The organism is Albibacterium bauzanense (assembly GCF_004339765.1).
Classification (GTDB): domain Bacteria; phylum Bacteroidota; class Bacteroidia; order Sphingobacteriales; family Sphingobacteriaceae; genus Albibacterium; species Albibacterium bauzanense.
Window position 1 is genome coordinate 227076 of record NZ_SMGO01000002.1, and the last position, 18092, is coordinate 245167.

At 36.7% G+C, this 18092-nt stretch carries 15 protein-coding genes; 4 read left to right on the top strand and 11 right to left on the bottom strand.

The features are described from left to right. Positions 1 to 28 precede the first annotated feature (28 nt). Positions 29 to 2248 (top strand): OstA-like protein, encoded by a 2220-nt coding sequence (locus C8N28_RS06825; protein ID WP_132222943.1) that lies wholly within the window; start codon positions 29 to 31, stop codon positions 2246 to 2248. Here C8N28_RS06825 and C8N28_RS06830 read toward each other — a convergent pair. Together C8N28_RS06830 and C8N28_RS06835 are read right to left on the bottom strand one after the other, a co-directional pair. Further along, a complete protein-coding gene (locus tag C8N28_RS06830; protein WP_132222945.1) occupies positions 2196 to 2780 on the bottom strand; it encodes a non-canonical purine NTP diphosphatase in 585 nt (194 codons plus the stop codon). The two genes, C8N28_RS06825 and C8N28_RS06830, sit on opposite strands and share 53 nt — an antisense overlap. Position 2781: 1 nt before the next feature. After that, positions 2782 to 3306, bottom strand: a complete 525-nt coding sequence (locus tag C8N28_RS06835) for a hypothetical protein (protein WP_132222947.1) — start codon at positions 3304 to 3306, stop codon at positions 2782 to 2784. A gap of 131 nt (positions 3307 to 3437) precedes the next feature. Between C8N28_RS06835 and C8N28_RS06840 the strand changes: the two genes are divergently transcribed. Then, the gene (locus tag C8N28_RS06840; protein ID WP_132222949.1) at positions 3438 to 4769 is read left to right on the top strand and encodes a peptidylprolyl isomerase; all 1332 of its coding nucleotides are present in this window, start codon (positions 3438 to 3440) and stop codon (positions 4767 to 4769) included. A gap of 39 nt (positions 4770 to 4808) precedes the next feature. Here the strand turns inward: C8N28_RS06840 and C8N28_RS06845 are convergent, their stop codons facing one another. From C8N28_RS06845 to C8N28_RS06885, 9 genes are all read right to left on the bottom strand, one after another. Further along, positions 4809 to 5672 carry a hypothetical protein gene (locus C8N28_RS06845; RefSeq protein WP_132222951.1) on the bottom strand — a complete coding sequence of 288 codons (864 nt, stop codon included), beginning with the start codon at positions 5670 to 5672 and terminating at the stop codon, positions 4809 to 4811. A gap of 18 nt (positions 5673 to 5690) precedes the next feature. After that, on the bottom strand, positions 5691 to 7157 hold the full coding sequence (cysS, locus tag C8N28_RS06850) for a cysteine--tRNA ligase (RefSeq protein WP_132222953.1): 1467 nt from the start codon (positions 7155 to 7157) through the stop codon (positions 5691 to 5693). Positions 7158 to 7214: 57 nt separating this feature from the next. Further along, positions 7215 to 8324: an endonuclease/exonuclease/phosphatase family protein gene (locus tag C8N28_RS06855; RefSeq protein ID WP_132222955.1), complete on the bottom strand. Its 1110-nt coding sequence runs from the start codon at positions 8322 to 8324 to the stop codon at positions 7215 to 7217. A gap of 10 nt (positions 8325 to 8334) precedes the next feature. Next, positions 8335 to 9204, bottom strand: coding sequence for a rhomboid family intramembrane serine protease (locus C8N28_RS06860; RefSeq protein ID WP_132222957.1), 870 nt, complete (start codon positions 9202 to 9204; stop codon positions 8335 to 8337). 68 nt (positions 9205 to 9272) lie between these two features. Continuing rightward, the gene (locus C8N28_RS06865) at positions 9273 to 9974 is read right to left on the bottom strand and encodes a rhomboid family intramembrane serine protease (RefSeq protein ID WP_246012768.1); all 702 of its coding nucleotides are present in this window, start codon (positions 9972 to 9974) and stop codon (positions 9273 to 9275) included. A 27-nt stretch (positions 9975 to 10001) separates the two neighbouring features. Then, positions 10002 to 11852 carry a DNA mismatch repair endonuclease MutL gene (gene mutL / locus C8N28_RS06870; RefSeq protein ID WP_132222961.1) on the bottom strand — a complete coding sequence of 617 codons (1851 nt, stop codon included), beginning with the start codon at positions 11850 to 11852 and terminating at the stop codon, positions 10002 to 10004. Positions 11853 to 11858: 6 nt separating this feature from the next. Continuing rightward, positions 11859 to 12767 carry a tRNA (adenosine(37)-N6)-dimethylallyltransferase MiaA gene (gene miaA / locus C8N28_RS06875; protein WP_132222963.1) on the bottom strand — a complete coding sequence of 303 codons (909 nt, stop codon included), beginning with the start codon at positions 12765 to 12767 and terminating at the stop codon, positions 11859 to 11861. A 65-nt stretch (positions 12768 to 12832) separates the two neighbouring features. Then, entirely contained in the window at positions 12833 to 14002 is a 1170-nt protein-coding gene (locus C8N28_RS06880) for a Gfo/Idh/MocA family protein (RefSeq protein ID WP_132222965.1), read from the bottom strand. Between the two features lie 79 nt (positions 14003 to 14081). Further along, a complete protein-coding gene (locus tag C8N28_RS06885) occupies positions 14082 to 14864 on the bottom strand; it encodes a hypothetical protein (RefSeq protein WP_132222967.1) in 783 nt (260 codons plus the stop codon). A 116-nt stretch (positions 14865 to 14980) separates the two neighbouring features. Here C8N28_RS06885 and C8N28_RS06890 point away from each other — a divergent pair, with 116 nt between their 5' ends. Both C8N28_RS06890 and bshA read left to right on the top strand, forming a co-directional pair. Continuing rightward, positions 14981 to 16747 (top strand): serine hydrolase domain-containing protein, encoded by a 1767-nt coding sequence (locus C8N28_RS06890; RefSeq protein WP_132222970.1) that lies wholly within the window; start codon positions 14981 to 14983, stop codon positions 16745 to 16747. A 97-nt stretch (positions 16748 to 16844) separates the two neighbouring features. Beyond that, on the top strand, positions 16845 to 17984 hold the full coding sequence (gene bshA, locus C8N28_RS06895; protein WP_132222972.1) for an N-acetyl-alpha-D-glucosaminyl L-malate synthase BshA: 1140 nt from the start codon (positions 16845 to 16847) through the stop codon (positions 17982 to 17984). Positions 17985 to 18092: the final 108 nt, after the last annotated feature.

Consider the following 18092-nt stretch of genomic DNA (forward strand, 5'->3'; position numbering starts at 1 on the left):
CTTTGGCAGCACATTTGCGATTCCTTAAATGACATTTTTATTTTATTATGGACTTTGGTTAAAGCAAAAACGTATTTTTGAGGCGGTGAAAAAAATAATCTTCTTTTTAATTATTTTATTATTTCCTACTTTATTATTGGCTCAACAAACCATTACGGTAGTATCCAATACAAAAGTAACTTATGACCAGGACCGTGGATCGTACCGCTGGTATCATCCCGTTTTTGCCCATGAGGGAAGTACGCTCGCTGCTGACAGCTCGGATTTCAATGAAGGAGATAATTTTTTTGACGCCTATGGCCATGTGGTAATTACTCAGCCCAATGGCACCGTGGTTTATGCCGATAAGCTTCATTATACAGAAAGTACCCAACAGGCATTGCTGACAGGCAATGTGCGATTGGTAGACCGCGGTGCTACTTTAACCACAAACTACCTAACCTATAATATGAAATCAAAGATTGGTTCTTATCATGGGGGAGGGAAAATAATTAACGGTACTGATACATTGGATAGTACGCATGGTTATTATTTTGAGAACACACAAGATGCTTATTTTCGAGAAAATGTAGTTGTAAGAAGCAAAGACGCTATTATTAATACCGATACGATGCGGTATAATTCTAATTCTAAAGTGGCTTATTTTTATGGACCTACTAATATTAAAGGAGGAAGCGGAAATCTTTATACAGAGAATGGCGATTATAATACAGAAACCGACCAGGCAAAGTTTGGGAAAAATAACTTATACACTGAAGGAAGTAAATTTCTGAGAGGTGATAGCTTGTATTATGATGGAGTTTTAGGGAATGGGCGCGCGGTAAAAAATGTTGTATTTATAGATACAGCTCAGAAAATTGTTATGCGCGGACAGCTGGGTGTTTATACGAAAGCTACGCAGACTACTGTCGTCACGCAGAATGCCTATATTGTTTTAGCGACGGAGGATTCTACGTCGACCTCAAGCGATTCTACGAATTTGGCAGCCGACAGCACTGCTATAGATAGTTTATCGACTAAGCCGGAAACAAAGAGAGATTCTACTTTTATGACAGCAGATACTCTTTTTTCACAAGTAATACCTCTTCGCGATTTTATTCATTTAAAATTAAATCTGGGAAAAGAGAATGATAGTCTGGAAGAGCCGGACGAGTCTCTGGGGCTACCTTCGGACACATCCGTCCGGAATAATATAATTAGCAGAGGCCCTCTCATACCAACAGATTCTTTAAATACAACCGATTCTTTGTCGGTGAGCGCAGCCGACTCTTTGACAATAAGCACTGTCGATTCTTTGATGGCTGATAGCATTGATAAAGCTGATATTCCTATTGATAGTTTGACAAAGAGGCTTCCCGAAAAGATACCTGATACCTTAAACGTTGATAGTTTGGATGCCTTTGCTGTTGATTCAACATTTATATCACCGGTAAAAGGAACAGCCGATAGCTTACTAAATGAGGCTACTAAAGTTGCACTTCAGGCCAAAACAGATACCCTGAGGACAGACACTGGTGAAACAAGAATTGTCAAAGCTTATCATAACGTTAAAATCTTCAAATCTGACCTGCAGGCAATTGCAGATTCGGCTTATTACGGTTATGCTGATTCCATTATCAGGTGTTATGGAAAACCTATTATATGGTCTCAAGGTTCACAGCTTTCTGCTGATACTGTTTACATGCTTCTAAAGAATCAGAAGATGGAGAATGTTCTATTTGAGAGGAATGCCTTTATGGTCAATACACAACTTGATTCAATCAAGTTTAACCAGGTAAAAGGACGAAAGATAACAGGTTATTTTAAAGACAATAACCTAGACCGGATTTATGTTGATGGAAATGCCGAAAGTATTTATTTTACTGTTGAAGAAGAAGAATATACAGGAATGCTAAGAAGCATAAGCAGTCGGATTAAGATTAAGTTTGAGGATAACAAAATGACAGATGTCATTTCAATTCGAAAGGCAGAGAGTGTTTATTATCCCATTGCCTCAGTTCCGGCAGGACAAGATATATTGGAAGGTTTTATATGGAAACCTGAATTACGACCAAAGTCGAAAGAAGAAATAATTCCATCTGATGATCAGGAAGCGAAAGCTGTTGAAGAGGTTCCTGTTACTGAAGAAGAAAAACCGGCTACTGAAAATATTGCCGCTCCTGCGCCAGCCAGTGAGGAAACTCCTGCTCCTACACCTACTGAACCTGAGCCGACTGAAGAAAATGCGCCAACTTCTGAACAGCAATAGCTCGGTGGCTAATGTTGTTTTTCTCTGACGCATCCATCTGTGCGAATGATTTTGAATAACCTTCCGGAATAAATATCGGGTCGTATCCAAATCCATTATCTCCCATTCTTTCAGTGCTGATCGAACCTTCAATCCTACCTTCAAAAAAGTATTCTTTGTCTTCTAATAACAAGGATATCACGGTTACAAAAGCTGCTTTTCGGTTGCTTTTACCCTTTAAATTGTCCAGCAACAGATTGATGTTCTTTTCCATATCTCTTGATCCGGAATAGCGCGCTGAAAGAACACCTGGCTCATTATTTAATGCTTCAACCATTAAACCAGAATCGTCAGCAAAACAATCCAATTGATAATGCTCTTTGATATAATGGCTCTTCTGGCTGGCATTTATTTCAAACGTATCTCCCGTTTCAGGAATATCAGCCGTACAGCCGATATCATCTAAACTTTTTAAGATGATATGATTATCCAGCATGGCATTAACTTCTTCCAATTTGTGTTTATTGTTGGTTGCAAAGACTATTTCTCTCATATTAAAGACTCATCAGTTTAATTGCATCCCAAAATAAACGTTTCTTTTCTGTGTCTCGTAGCATTTCTTCAAAACTATAGCTGTATAAAAACTGAATGTCATCTTGTATTTTTAATATGTTCTCTGCGCAACCTTCTATTCCCAATAGCTGAGGTTCAGCACCAAGGAAAATGCAATTTTTAGGATTAAGCTTCTCTTTAACCTTTCCGAATGTCAAACCCTTATCAGGTTCATTATGATTCAATACTACAATGTCTTCAAGTGCTAACTTCAAGGCTTTTAATATCTTCATAAATGCAATTTCAGCATCGGCCGAAAGAAATTCATTACTATTATCTGAAATTACAAAAAGAATATTCTTATTATTGCCACCATAAGTTTTAAGTACGATTTCTGACTCCGTTTGTATGGGCCGGATTTCAAAAGAGGCATCATCAATCGAAGGACTTTGAAAGTCTATATCAAAGATAGTCTCTGACATCAAAGCTTGAAGTGCTAAGGGATTGGAAGTATTCAACGGACTCATGGGTTCAAAGGTAAAGAAAGCTTCATTTAAACAGTAGAATTAATGTTAAAAATCGTTAAAAGCAAAGTCAATCTACGATAAATACCTAACTTAGCGAATCTTTTAAAAACTGAACAGATAGTATATCATAAATGAAGAAGTATTTTAGTTTAATCATATTATTCCTCGTTGCATTTAGCAATTCTGCGAAAAGTCAACAGCTTGATAAAGTAGTTGCAGTAGTAGGCAATAGTATTATTTTAAAATCAGAAATTGAAAATCAATATATAGCTCAGGGAAGCCCTGCTGATGTTAGTGCTAAATGTATCATCTTACATCAGCTATTAACTCAAAAGCTTCTTGCGCAGCAAGCAGCGATCGATTCAATTAGCGTTACAGAAGATGAAGTAGATGATAATATAAATAATCGTTTGCGGTATATGTCAAATCAGGCTGGAGGACAGGAGAAATTAGAAGAGTTCCTGAATAGATCTTTGCTTCAGTATAAAGAAGAAATGCGTCCTACGATTCGTGAGATGCTGATTGCTAATAAAATGCAGCGGTCAATCACTCAAGATATAGACGTTACTCCGAATGAGGTTAAACGCTACTTCGAGAATATTCCTGCTGATAGTCTTCCAAACTTCAATACAGAGGTAGAGATTGGAGAAATTGTATTTCAACCCAAATTAACGGATGCGGAGAAAAAACCTTTTTATGATCGCGCAGAACAATTACGTCAGGAAATAATTAGTGGTAAAGATTTTGGGACCATGGCACGCTTATATTCACAAGATCCGGGATCGGCACCTGATGGAGGTGAAATGCCTTTCGCTGATCGTGAATCTTATGTAAAAGAATTCTCTGCTGTTGCCTTCAAATTAAAAGCCGGAGAGATCTCAAAAGTATTCGAAACTGATTTCGGATATCATTTTCTTCAGGTATTAGAACGCAGAGGTGAACAGGTAAGAGTTAGACATATACTTATCTCTATTGTTCCAACCGAGGCGAGTTTAACGCGTGCAAAGCAATTAGCAGACAGCGTATACAACGAAATAAATGCTAAAAGATTAGACTTCTATACTGCTGCTACAACTTACTCTGATGATAAAGCAACCAAGTATAACGGTGGGATGATTATCAATGCTCAAAATGTTCAGACAAGAACTACTTATATTCCAGTAGACCAACTTGATGCAGGCATCTTTACTGCTATTGACACTTTACAGGCTGGGCAATACTCTAAACCAAGCCGCTTTACAGGTCCGGATGGCAAAAGTGCTTATCGCCTGGTTTATTTGAAATCACGTACTCCGCCTCATCAAGCAAGCTTCAATGATGACTTTGCTAAGATTAAAGAAGCAGCTCTAGAAGATAAAATGAATAAGGTAGTTGCAGACTGGTTTGACGAAAGAAAGAAATCAACCTATATAAGAATTGATCAGGAATATCAAGACTGCGATGTACTGAAAGTATGGTTATAGTATTTATAGTATTATTTGAGAAGTAGCTTCTTGGTAAGTCTATTTCTCAAATAACATTTCTACAAGTACATTCCACTTAAATTCCTCGTTTAGTTCCCAAATACGGATATAATAAAAGTTTTCAACGCGGTTGTTTTTGACAACTTTAGCACTTCCATAAGAGTAAGCTAGTTCTCCACTATACGATCTATCAACCTCGATATTCTCTGTCTTAATCTCAATTTTATTAGTTTTCAGAAAATTAAGAATGTTCTCTTTACCTATTTGGGGGGCATAACCTGCGAATAACATTCGGGCATTTTCTCCTAAAAACTCTTTGTAGGCAACAACATTATCAGCCATTAGAACGGTCCCCATTAAACGATCTGTACTACGAACTATATCTTCTCGTTGATTGAGACGCACTTCAGACTGTTGCTTAAAGTATTTTTCATTCGCAGGATTAACAAACTTAATACCTTCTTCTTTAGAAGGATTGGGATGCTCAATCTCGGCCTTCAAAGCTATCTTCCACTTACCGCGTCTATCTCTTTTCCATACAGTCAGATATTCTCCATATTTTTCTCCGAAGCCTTTATTCTGCCAACTTATAGGACCGGTTGTAAAGCCCCACTCGTTACTTTTAGCAATCTTTGCCAATACTGGACGCCAGCTTATGGAATCTGGGATATTAGGACGTGTTTTGAAATAATCAAAGGCAGGTTCAGGTGCCGGTTTAAAGTAGATAGAATTCCTATCTAGTGAATTCCTTAATCCTTCTAAGCTACCTTTATTAGCGCTCAGCTCCGAATCATAAATATCGGCAGCCACAATTTGGCCAACCATATTATTAGATTGAGCTAAAACGAAATGAGGGAAAGCAAGAAATGATATGGGAACGATCCATTTAAGGGCACAATGCATAATTTAAGTTTATGTTTTCTAATTTTTCAGCCAAAGGGTCGTAGATTTATTATCTTTTAGCTGAATTCCAATTTTTTGAAGACTATCCCTGATCTTATCCGAACTTACATAGTCTCTGTTCTCTTTAGCTTCATTACGCAACCCGACAACAATATCCATCACTTTATCAAAGTCTTCATCCATCTTCAAGATATCATCTTTTAAACCCAATACTTCATAAACGAATTGCTCCATTAATGTTTTCAACTGGTCTATTTGTTCTGAATTTAGAAATACCTTTTCATCATAAGCTCCGTTAATAATACGAACGCCTTCAAAAAGTTCAGCTATTAAAACCGGACTATTGAAATCATCATTCATAGCTGTATAGCAACGGTCTTCTAATTCCGGAATATTAATATCATTCTCACGATCGGAAGGGTGAAGTTCTTTCAACAATACCATTGCATTCATTAGGCGCTTAAATCCTTTTTCAGCTGCATCAAGAGCATCATTAGAAAAATCCAGCGTACTTCTATAATGAGCTTGCAACATAAAGAACCGGATGGACATTGGCGTATAACCTTTTTTAAGTAAAGGATGGCTACCTGTAAATAGTTCATGAGGCAAAAAGCCGTTACCGGCAGATTTTGACATACGAACACCGTTTACTGTAAGCATGTTCGTATGCATCCAATATTTTGCGGGATTGGTATGATTACAAGCTTGCGACTGGGCAATCTCATTGGTATGATGCGTAGCAGCCAAATCCATCCCTCCACCATGAATATCAAACTGAGCGCCCAGATACTTATTACTCATTGCTGAGCATTCAATATGCCAACCAGGAAAACCTACTCCCCATGGAGAAGGCCAACGCATAATATGCTCTGGTTTTGCTTTTATCCATAATGCAAAGTCTAAGCGGCCTCGTTTCTCATCCTGGCCTCCTAGCTCTCTTGTATTATTAAGCATATCTTCTAAGTTCCTATTAGTTAATAGGGTATAGTTATTTTCTTTGCTATATTTTTCTACGTCAAAATAGACAGTTCCATTAACAACATAGGCAAAGCCATTGTCGATGATTTCCTTTACCATCTCAATTTGCTCAGATATATGACCGGTAGCAGTAGGTTCTATAGAAGGAGGAAGTGTATTAAAAAGTGTTAACACTTCATGAAAACCAAGTGTATATTTTTGAACAATTTCCATTGGTTCAACCTGCTCTAAACGGGCTTTCTTGGAGAACTTATCGTCCCCCTCGTCTCTATCTCCTTCTAAATGTCCGGCATCGGTTATATTTCTTACATACCTTACCTTATAACCCAGATGAAGCAAATAACGGAATATTAAATCAAAAGAAACAAAAGTACGGCAGTTTCCAAGATGGACATCACTATAAACTGTTGGACCACACACATACATACCAACAAACGGGCTGTTTAATGGCTCAAACTTCTCTTTAATTCGATTAACTGTATTGTAAACTACAAGTGAATCTTTCATGCTGCGAATTTACTAAAGAGATTTGAGATTATATTTTGGATTTATGTAATTTATAAGCTATAAGCGTAAATCACTCCAGATAGGATAATGATCGGATAGTTTTTTAGAAACGATTTGATAATTCTGAACATTAAACTCTCTACTAGCCAGAATATAATCGATCTGAAAATTAGGGAATGCGCCGTTATAGGTTATACCAAAACCTCTGCCTTTTTCAACGAAAGCATTCTGCATATCGCCAGATAGTTTATTTACCGAATAGGATAATGGAGTATCGTTAAAATCTCCTGCTACAATATAAGGTGTTTTTGCACCTTTTGTATGAGAATACAAGGAATCTATTTGTTTATTGCGTTTAATATAGGCCAGCTTCAACCGGCTGCCGATACGCCTGGTAGACTTCACATCTACATTTGCGGTTGGGATATCTTTCTTTATAAAATCGTAATCTTCTTGTTTAAAACCTACTGATTGAAGATGTACATTGTATATCCGGAATTTCTTACCTTCCTTATTAATATCGCTGTATACTATTTTATTTACAATTCCGGTTTCTGTATTGATATCAACATTGCCTGAACTTGTGATGGGATACTTTGAGAAGATGGCTATTCCATAGGCATCATAATCGTTTCGGGCGGATGGAATAAAATAGGAGAAGTTTAATCCCAGTTCTTCCATATATCGCTTTCTCATATTATTTCTGCCTTTAGTTCTTGAATAAAATTCTTGAATACAAAGCACATCAGGCGATACCTCTTTTATTAATTCTAAAATATCTCCTTGATTTTGAGCATCCTTACCTTCATCATCATGAAACATCCTTACATTATAACTCATTACCCGAATGGTGCTGGTATCTCGTTCTAACGTATCGGGAACAGCTTCATTAAACCCAAAATTCTTATTGATTGCTGACCATCCTATTCCAATTGCTATTAACGAAATAAGTGCGAATGAGGCTTTGCGAAAGAGCCAAAATACTATAAATAATATGTTAACAGCTAATAGGATTGGGTATGCAATTCCTAAGAATGCTATGGGCCAAAACATCTGTGGCTTAATAAATGGTGCCAGGTAGCTTAACAGTAAAACGACCACAGCTATACCATTAAACACCAATATAAATTTACTTGTTAATCCTAATGGTTTTCTCCTAGGCCGCATCTCTTTCTTTCTAACTTTGATCTTGTTTACTTGCTTTAAACAAGGCCGCTTTCTCCTCTTTTGTTAAATTTTCATAGCCTGATTGAGATATCTTATCAAGAATGGTATCAATATATTCCTGGTTTGGAATAGTACGCGATGTTTTTACGGGTTGTTCGTTTTTAAAAACCTTCAGTTTGGGCTTTTTCTTGCCTTTAACAAAGATTTTGCTCCAATCATTCCCTTTCTGCAGTTGACTAATATATAAATAACCAAAAAGCGCTCCGCCTAAGTGTGAAAGGCTTCCACCAGGATTTGCTCCTGCTATTCCGATTAGATCTAAAATAATAAATACTGAGGCTAAATATTTTAATTTAACATTTCCAAAGAACAGCATTCTGATTGCATAATCTGGCAATAAGGTTGCAGTTCCAACAACAATTGCGCTCACTGCTGCTGAAGAACCCAGCAACACGCTAAGCTGTGCATCATTCTTAAACACAGGCAGAAAGTTATACAGTAAAATGAACGCTACTCCACCCATTAGTCCACCTGCAAGATAGTTGAAGATGAATTGTCGCCGATTTAAGAAATCAAGAAATATTTGACCCAGCCAGAACAGCCATAACATATTAAATAAGATATGAAAGAACTCCCTTTGCGTAAACATGTAAGTAATGATCGTCCATGGTTTCATTACAAATGCAGCAAAACTTGCCGGCATCATTAATTGATTCTGCAATGGCTCGCTTATTAAGCCTGCTTGTCCGAAGAGGAACTCAATTACATACAACAGATTAAGCAACAAGAAAACACCTACATTGATTGCAATGAATTGGTAAAGTGGGTTCCCTGATTTAAAGACCCTATATCGCAGATCGCTTAAAATTGAGCTTCTCATTAAAAACTTTTATTTATAGTTTGAAATTACAAATCGTTTGCGCAAAATACAAATAAAGTGCATGTGCTCTACCATGGTTGTGGCCTTCCGATACGCCATATTTTTAAAAGTAAGAATCCAAACAAAGCACCTCCTAAATGAGCAAAATGGGCAACCGAATCACCTGAAAAACGAGAAAACCCTAAAAACAGTTCGATTAATATATAAACCGGAATAAAGTATTTTGCTTTTACAGGTACTGGAATAAACATTAAATAAAGTGAAGTGTTTGGGAAAAGATATCCAAAAGCCACTAACACTCCAAATATTGCTCCAGAGGCACCGACCATTGGCGTATTATAAGTTACCGCTAATGAACGAAGACCTTCTTGTGTAAGTCCGGGAAAGTTACTGGAAATCATTCCGGTTGATCTGTCGTATTCAAAGAAATCTCTTGCAAAAGGTGTTCCTACCAGTTGGTATACTTCAATTCCCTGAACAAAAAACTGCAATGCTAAAGCACCCAGTCCTGTAATTAAATAAAAATTGATGAACTTCTTTGGTCCGAGAATTCGCTCAATAACAGGTCCGAACATAAACAAAGCGAACATGTTAAAGAAAATATGAGCAAAACCTCCATGCATAAACATATAGGTTATCACCTGCCAGCTATGAAACATAACCGAGTCTGGATAGTAAACTCCAAATAACATATTGGCCTGTGTAAAAATCATTGAGCCAACAAATCCGATAATATTAAATATTAACAGATTCTTAACTACGGGGGTCATAAGGAGGTTTGTAAACATCTTCAATCTTTAATTTAATTTTCCAAATTTTTCCAATAATTCCTTGAGCGTAAAGGTAATGATTATAGGTTTACCGCTTAAAGAAACATTGGGGCTTTCACAAGCAAACAATTGATCAATCAGATCTCCCATTGCCTCTTTACTAAGAGATGTTCCACTTTTGATTGCTGCATTTCTAGCCAAACTACGTGCCAAACTTTCACGTTTAGAAAGGCGATCAACTGCTTGATAATTTTTATAAGTTTCTAATAATTGTTCAATAACCTGAGTCTCACTAAAGCCTGGTCCGATATCTGCTGGAATGCCCTCAATGATCAACGCAGTTTTACCAAAAGGGCGAACCTGAAAACCTAAGACTTCAATCTGAGGCAATAGGTCTTGTATTAATTCAAAATCTGATGTACTTAGCGTTACTGTTTGTGGGAACAAGCTTTGCTGGCTTGCACCTTTATGATTTTCTAGCTGTTGAATAAATCGCTCATAAAGCACTCTTTCATGGGCAGATTGCTGTTCAACTACAATAAAGCCCGATTTAATTTGTGAGATAATCAAGCAATTATGCAGTTGAAATATTTGTTTCTCAGAAGAAAAAGTAGTCTTTACATTTTCTTCATTATGTAAATGAAGTTGACTGACTTCAGCTTTATCGGATATCTCATATAGAGTTTCCCAGTTATGGTTTATTGGGCTTTTGAAGGATGAATTACCCCCTGAGCCACTTATGCCTGTTTGCTTACTCTTTCCGGCATCATCAAAAGGATTAAACTTTGGATTAAAGCTGATTGAGGGAGCTACAATCTCGTTCATCGGCTTTGGACTTATCATTTGATTAAATCCGGTTTCCTGATTAAAATCTAAGGAAGGGGTGATATTATATTTTCCTAATGAGCGCTTTACGGCTGAACGTACTATTGCATAAATAGACCGATCGTCCTGATACTTTATTTCAGTTTTGGTAGGGTGTACGTTGATATCTATTTTAGAGGGATCTATATCAATAAACAAAACATATAATGGATAGCTGTCTGTTGATAACAACTCATTATAAGCGCCCATTACGGCATGATTAAGATAAGGGTCTTTGATAAACCGCTTGTTTACAAAGAAATATTGCTCTCCGCGTGTTTTCTTTGCAAATTCAGGCTTTCCAACAAAACCTTTTAAATTAATTATGGAGGTTTCCTCCTCTACCGGAACTAAACGTTGATTATAACTACTGCCAAAGACATGGATAATCCGTTGCTTCAGGCCCGAAACAGGCAAATGAAACAGCTCATTTCCATCATGATGAAGACTAAAGAAAATTCCCGGATTAGCCAGTGCAAGGCGTTGAAACTCATCAACGATATGTTTTAATTCTACTGAATTACTTTTAAGAAAGTTTCGTCTGGCAGGAATGTTATAAAAGAGATTTTTAATACTGATGCTAGTTCCGGCTGCTGTAGCAATCGGTTCTTGGTTAATAACCTTTGACCCTTCTATTTCAACACAGGTGCCAAGCTCATCTTCGTGTCTTCTTGTTTTTAACTCTACTTGTGCAATAGCCGCGATAGAAGCCATAGCTTCACCCCGAAAACCCATGGTTCTAATAGCAAAAAGATCTTCTGCCCGCTTTATCTTAGACGTAGCATGGCGCTCAAAACACAATCGTGCATCGGTTACGCTCATTCCACAGCCATTATCAATTACCTGGATTAATGACTTTCCGGCATCTTTAATTATCAATTGAATCTTGTCTGCTCCTGCATCAATAGAATTCTCCAATAATTCCTTCACTGCAGAGGCTGGTCTCTGTACCACCTCTCCTGCAGCTATCTGGTTTGCTACTGAATCAGGTAGCAGGCTTATTATATCAGACATACGTCGCTAAGGTACGAATTTGGTAATAAAATCTAACCGTTCAGTTAATGTGTTTTGATTTACCCAATGGATTTTCAAGCCATCTTTTTCCATTTTTCGGAAATAAGTCATTTGTCTCTTTGCAAATTGGTGAATTGCTATCTCTAGCTTATTGAAACATTCTTCGAGTGTATAATCACCCTGAAGATGCTGTGTAATTATTTTATATTCCAAGCCATAAAAGATCAACATATCTGCTGAAATACCCTTATCCAGAAGTTGCTGAACCTCATCAATAAGGCCTTTATCAAAACGTTCGCGTAATCTTTCACTAATGTTTGACCGGCGAGTATCCAAATCTAAGTTTATTCCAAAAATAATGGGCTCTATTGATAGGTCAGGCTCTTCTAGCAGTTCATTTCCTTCTAACCACTTTGCAATTTCGATTGCTCTTATTAACCGCTTATGTGTACTTATATCTGCATTGAATGAATGAGCTTTTGGTAGCTTTTCGAATAGTTGTTTTAAATCAGAATACTCTTTGTCGATTAATGAATCGCGCAATGTGAAATCTCTTGGAATATAGGTATGTGAAAAATTTTGCAGAACTGCTTGAATATAAAGCCCTGTTCCTCCGGATAAGATGGGTATCCGTTTTCGGCTCCTTATTTCACGAACTACTCGTTTAAAATCTTTTTGAAACTGACTGACTCCATATATTTCTCCGGCATCAAGAATATCGATTAAATGATAGGGAACATCACCATACTCTTCCAGATCTTTACCGGTTCCGATATCCATACCCCGATAAACCTGACGAGAATCGGCACTGATGATCTCTCCATCTACCATCTTGGCCAAAGCAACCGCCAGCGTCGTTTTGCCAGAAGCTGTAGGACCCAGTATACATATTAAATCAAACTTTTCTTCTTCCAATCTGCTAAAATAATATGAGCCTGGCAGAATATCTCTACCAGGCTCTTAATTAATAGATCAGGTAATTAATCTACCTTAATCCACTTTTCATTACTGTTATTACTTTCAACTACTTTATCAACGAAAGCCATGCCTCTTACACCTTCATCAACTTGAGGGAAATCAAGCATTTCTGCCGTTGGAGTTTCACCGTTCAATTTAGCAGAAACAGTTAAAACGAAGTTACGGTAGATGTTAGCAAATGCCTCTAAAAGCCCTTCTGGGTGACCTGCAGGAATACGTGTATTGTGCGTAGCAAAACTACTTAATGTATATGGCTCCATGTAAGCATTACCCGGACGATATACTTGTACCGGGCGATCTAATAATTTAACATATAAATTATTAGGATCGTGTTGCTTCCATTCTAAACCACCTTTTTCTCCATAAATCCGCATAGAGATCGCATTTTCCTCACCCGCTGCAATTTGTGTTGCAATTAATACTCCGTTAGCACCATTATTAAAACGTAGTAAAACGTTTCCGTCATCATCTAACATTCTTCCTTCTACTACGATGGATAAATCAGCATTAAGTTCAGATATTTTTAAGCCGGTAACGTATTCTGCTAAATGAGCTACGTGAGTACCAATATCGCCCATAGCACCACTTTTACCTGATTTCTTAGGATCTGTTCTCCAGGCTGCACCTGCATTTCCTTCTCTTTCTGAAAGACGGCTTAACCATCCTTGAGGATATTCAACAATTACTTTTCTGATTTTTCCAAGCTCACCATTGGCAACCATAGCTTTCGCCTGTTTAACCATTGGATAGCCACTATAGGTATGTGTTAATGCTAATGTCAAGCCTGTTTTTTCAACAATTTCTTTTAGTTCAACAGCCTCTTCTAATGAAAAAGTCATTGGCTTCTCAATGACAACATTAAAACCATTTTCTAAAGCCATTTTGGCTGGAGCGAAATGAACGAAGTTAGGAGTAACAATCGTTAAGAAATCCATTCTTACATCTGCAGGTAGCTGGCTTTCTTTTTCAATCATTTCCTGATATGTAAGATATACTCGATCAGGGTTTACAAAAAGGGCTTCACCAGATTCTTTACTTACTTTAGGGTCAACACTGAATGCACCACATACAAGTTCAACTAATCCGTCCATGAATGCAGCTCTACGGTGTACAGCGCCAATAAAGGCATCATTTCCACCACCAAGCATACCCATTCTCAATTTTCTTTTCATAGTGTTATTTAATTTATTCTTCAATTTATTGTAAAGCTAAATATATAAATTCTAATCGTAAATTAAATCGATCTTACGATTAACAATATTTTATCATTTTAATACTGCCTGAATTGGCAACTCTATAAAAAGAGGTATTACTCAGGCTATGATCTTCAAACTTTGGAATCAAAAGTCTTTCGTTATTTTCTTTATTCACAAAGAAAACTTGAGGATCTGTGACCATGATCTTTATAAAGCCTAGTTTTTCAAATTTACTTCCATCCGACCAATCTGCATCCACATAAGTCATAACATCATTGGGTTTAAAATCATGGACAAAAGCTTTCAATAGCTTACTAAACCCTCCTATTACTACCAATTGTTGTTTTGAACAGAATCTCAAACATTCAAAAGACCGATAGTTTTCTGAATGTCTCATTAACCTTCCTCCGCTAAAAACCATAATCGCAACCAATTCTCCCTGAAAGAATAAACCGTATCGGTACTTTCCAGGTAACTCTACTTGTAAATGATGCTCTTTCTGAAAACTTAAAGCAGTTTGTTTATCGATACGAGCTGTAACACATTGACGTGCATATACACGTTCTCCCTTTCCTACTAGTACTTTAATTCTGTTCAATAACAATTGTGGTTTACGAAGCCAAACATCCTCATCAATATGAATAAAGAGCTTACTGGATTCTTGATCCTCAAATTTTATTTTAGAAGCACCTTGCAGATAAAATACTAAAAGGTAATCACTTTCTAAAATCTCTATAGCAAAGGTTTGACTATTAATCTCTTTAAGCGTAATAGAAGAGTCCAGCCGATTTCTTAATCCATCGATAAATTCAGAAACGCTCTGAGGAATAATACCCATGCTGCAAATATCTTAAAAATCTTAATACATGCTTGTTCATAAAATCCTTTTAACAGCAATGCATAATTAAATAAAATATAAAATTGTATATATTAGAAAGATCTAAAGATATTCAAATGCATATATCAAGGTTTACACCTTTCTTCATTATATTATTCTTCTTATTTACTATATCGGCTTGTGCGCAAGAAAAAATAGAGGACATCATTACCAGTCAAAATCGAATCGAGGCAGCGATTGTACTGTTAAACAATTCAAGATCCATAATTCCAATTCAAGATCTTGAAGCCCGAAAAATTGTTTCAATAAACGGGAGCGCCTCTTTCGACAGCACATTAAGCAACTACGCTTTGGTATCCCCCATAAAGTTGCATCAACTTAAAGAATTAAAAGGGAGCTTCAATACATTTATAATTCGTGCAGATAGCAATTTTTTCTCGGACGAGGATTTTATTGAGCAGACAATAGATATAGCTAAAGATAATCAAGTCATAATTACCGGCTTTGGTCCGGCAGTTGGTTTAGCAAAACTTAATGACCTAGACGTTCCTATTATCTGGAGTGAGGATACAAGTGATTATGCAGAAAAAACAAGTGTTGAGCTCATTTTTGGAGGTGTCGATGCCGAAGGTTATTTAAAAGATTCTATCTCTTCTAATTTTAAATTAGGCGATGGGTTTTTAACTCAACAAAGCAGGCTGCAATATGCCATACCAGAAAGAGTTGGTATAAACGGAAAGAAACTTACTAAGGAAATTGATGCTATTGCAGAAGAAATGATTGATAAGAAAGCTGCTCCAGGGGCTGTAGTCATGATCGTTAAAGATAATAAAGTAATCTTCAACAAAGCTTATGGCAATCATTATTACGATATAAATGAGCCGACGAAAGTAGATGATATCTTTGACCTGGCATCTGTAAGTAAGGTTGCTGCTACCACGCTTGCTGTAATGCACCTTGAAGAAGAAGGTAAAATTGATTTAGAGAAAACGGTAGGTGATTATTTGAGGGACGCTCAAGGAACGAATAAGGAAAATATAAAAGTAAGAGACTTAATGCTGCACCAGGCCGGACTTATTCCTTTTATTCCTTTTTATAGGGATTTAACTGAAAAGGATTATCGTCTTGATTCTTCTGCTGCTTTTCCAGTAAAAGTTTCAGAACATTATTATTTAAGAAAAGATTACTTTGAAGATGTTATGTGGCCATTGATGCTGAAGTCGAAAGTCAACCCTCCCGGTAAGTATGTTTACAGTGATATCAGCATGTATATTATGCAACGTATAATAGAAACTGTAACTAATGAAACTCTTGATAGCTATGTAGAAAACAATTTTTATAAAAAGCTGGGAATGTATTCTACAGGGTATAATCCCTGGAAAAAGTTTCCAATATCACGGATTATACCTACGGAGCTTGATAAAACATTCAGGAAGTCTCAACTAATAGGTTATGTTCATGATCAAGGGGCCGCTATGGCAGGAGGTGTTGCCGGACATGCAGGGCTTTTTTCTACAGCTAATGATTTAGCGATATTTGGCCAATTATTATTAAACAATGGAAATTACGGAGGTGAGGATTACTTTAAACCTGAAACAATAACAAAATACACTCGCAGATATGGAGAAAATAGTCGTCGGGGCCTGGGTTTTGACGGATGGGATCCAGAAATAGATAATGGGTATCCTTCTGAGTTTGCTTCACCTTTTACTTTTGGACATACCGGTTATACTGGTACATGTATTTGGATAGACCCTGAGCAACAGCTGATTTATATCTTTTTATCAAATCGGGTTCAGCCTTACGTAAGTCCTTTCTTATCAGAATTAAACATTCGTTCGAGAATCCAGGATGCAGTTTATAAAGCAATTCCAGAAAAATAATTCAACTTTAGAAATATTAAAATTATCTTAGCTAACTCTTATCATAAATGGTAAATGTGCCTATTTATGATCAAAATCAAATTTAGAATTTATTCAAATGAAAATAGGTATCGTTTGTTACCCAACTTTTGGCGGAAGCGGTGTCGTTGCGACAGAATTAGGCAAAGCTTTAGCTGCACATGGACATCAGGTTCATTTTATAACTTATAACCAACCTGCACGATTAGATTTCTTTTCGGCAAATCTTTTTTATCACGAAGTTAGTATATCTAAATATCCTTTATTCGATTTTCCACCCTACGAGTTAGCTCTCTCCAGTAAATTAGTGGATGTTGTTAGATTCGAAAAACTGGATCTACTTCATGTACATTATGCCATACCTCATGCTTCAGCAGCTTATATGGCAAAACAGATACTAAAGACCTACAATATAAATATCCCTGTTATTACCACTTTGCATGGAACTGATATTACACTTGTTGGGCGCGATCCAAGCTATAACCCGGTAGTTACATTCTCAATAAATGAATCAGATGGAGTTACCGCTGTTTCTGAAGACCTGAAGAAGGATACTTTAAATCATTTCAATATAACCAAAGAAATACAAGTAATCCCTAACTTTATTGACCTAAGCAGATTCAGCCTTAAACCTAGAGAACATTTCAAAAAAGCAATTGCTCCCGGAGATGAACGAGTAATTACACATACATCCAACTTCAGAAAAGTAAAAAGGACAATGGATGTAATTCACGTCTTTAAGAAGATAAAGGAAACAATACCTTCCAAACTTCTCATGGTTGGTGATGGTCCGGAACGTGCAAATAATGAAAAACTTTGTCGTGAATTAGGAATTGTTGATGATGTTCGGTTCTTGGGTAAGCAAGATGCTGTAGAAGAGATCTTATCCGTTTCAGACTTGTTTTTAATGCCTTCTGAGTCGGAAAGTTTCGGACTAGCGGCTCTTGAAGCAATGGCATGTAAAGTTCCTGTGGTAGCAACCAATGTTGGCGGAATACCTGAGTTAATCGTAAATGGTGTAACAGGCTTTATGAGTAACGTAGGAGATGTTGATGATATGGCAAAAAATGCACTTTATATCTTAGAAGATTGCGATCGTTTAAATACCTTTAAAAAGGCAGCATTGAACCGGGCTAAAAAGTTTGAGCTAAGCTTAATTCTTCCACATTATGAAGCCTACTATCAAAAGATAGTTGATGCATCGAAGGCAAATTTATAACATTCTGTTTTTTATAATAATACCTTCGTAAACAGTTAATTAAGATAAGGCTTTTTATATTATAAAATAATTTCTTATATTTGTGCTTCTTGAGAAAGAGGGAACATG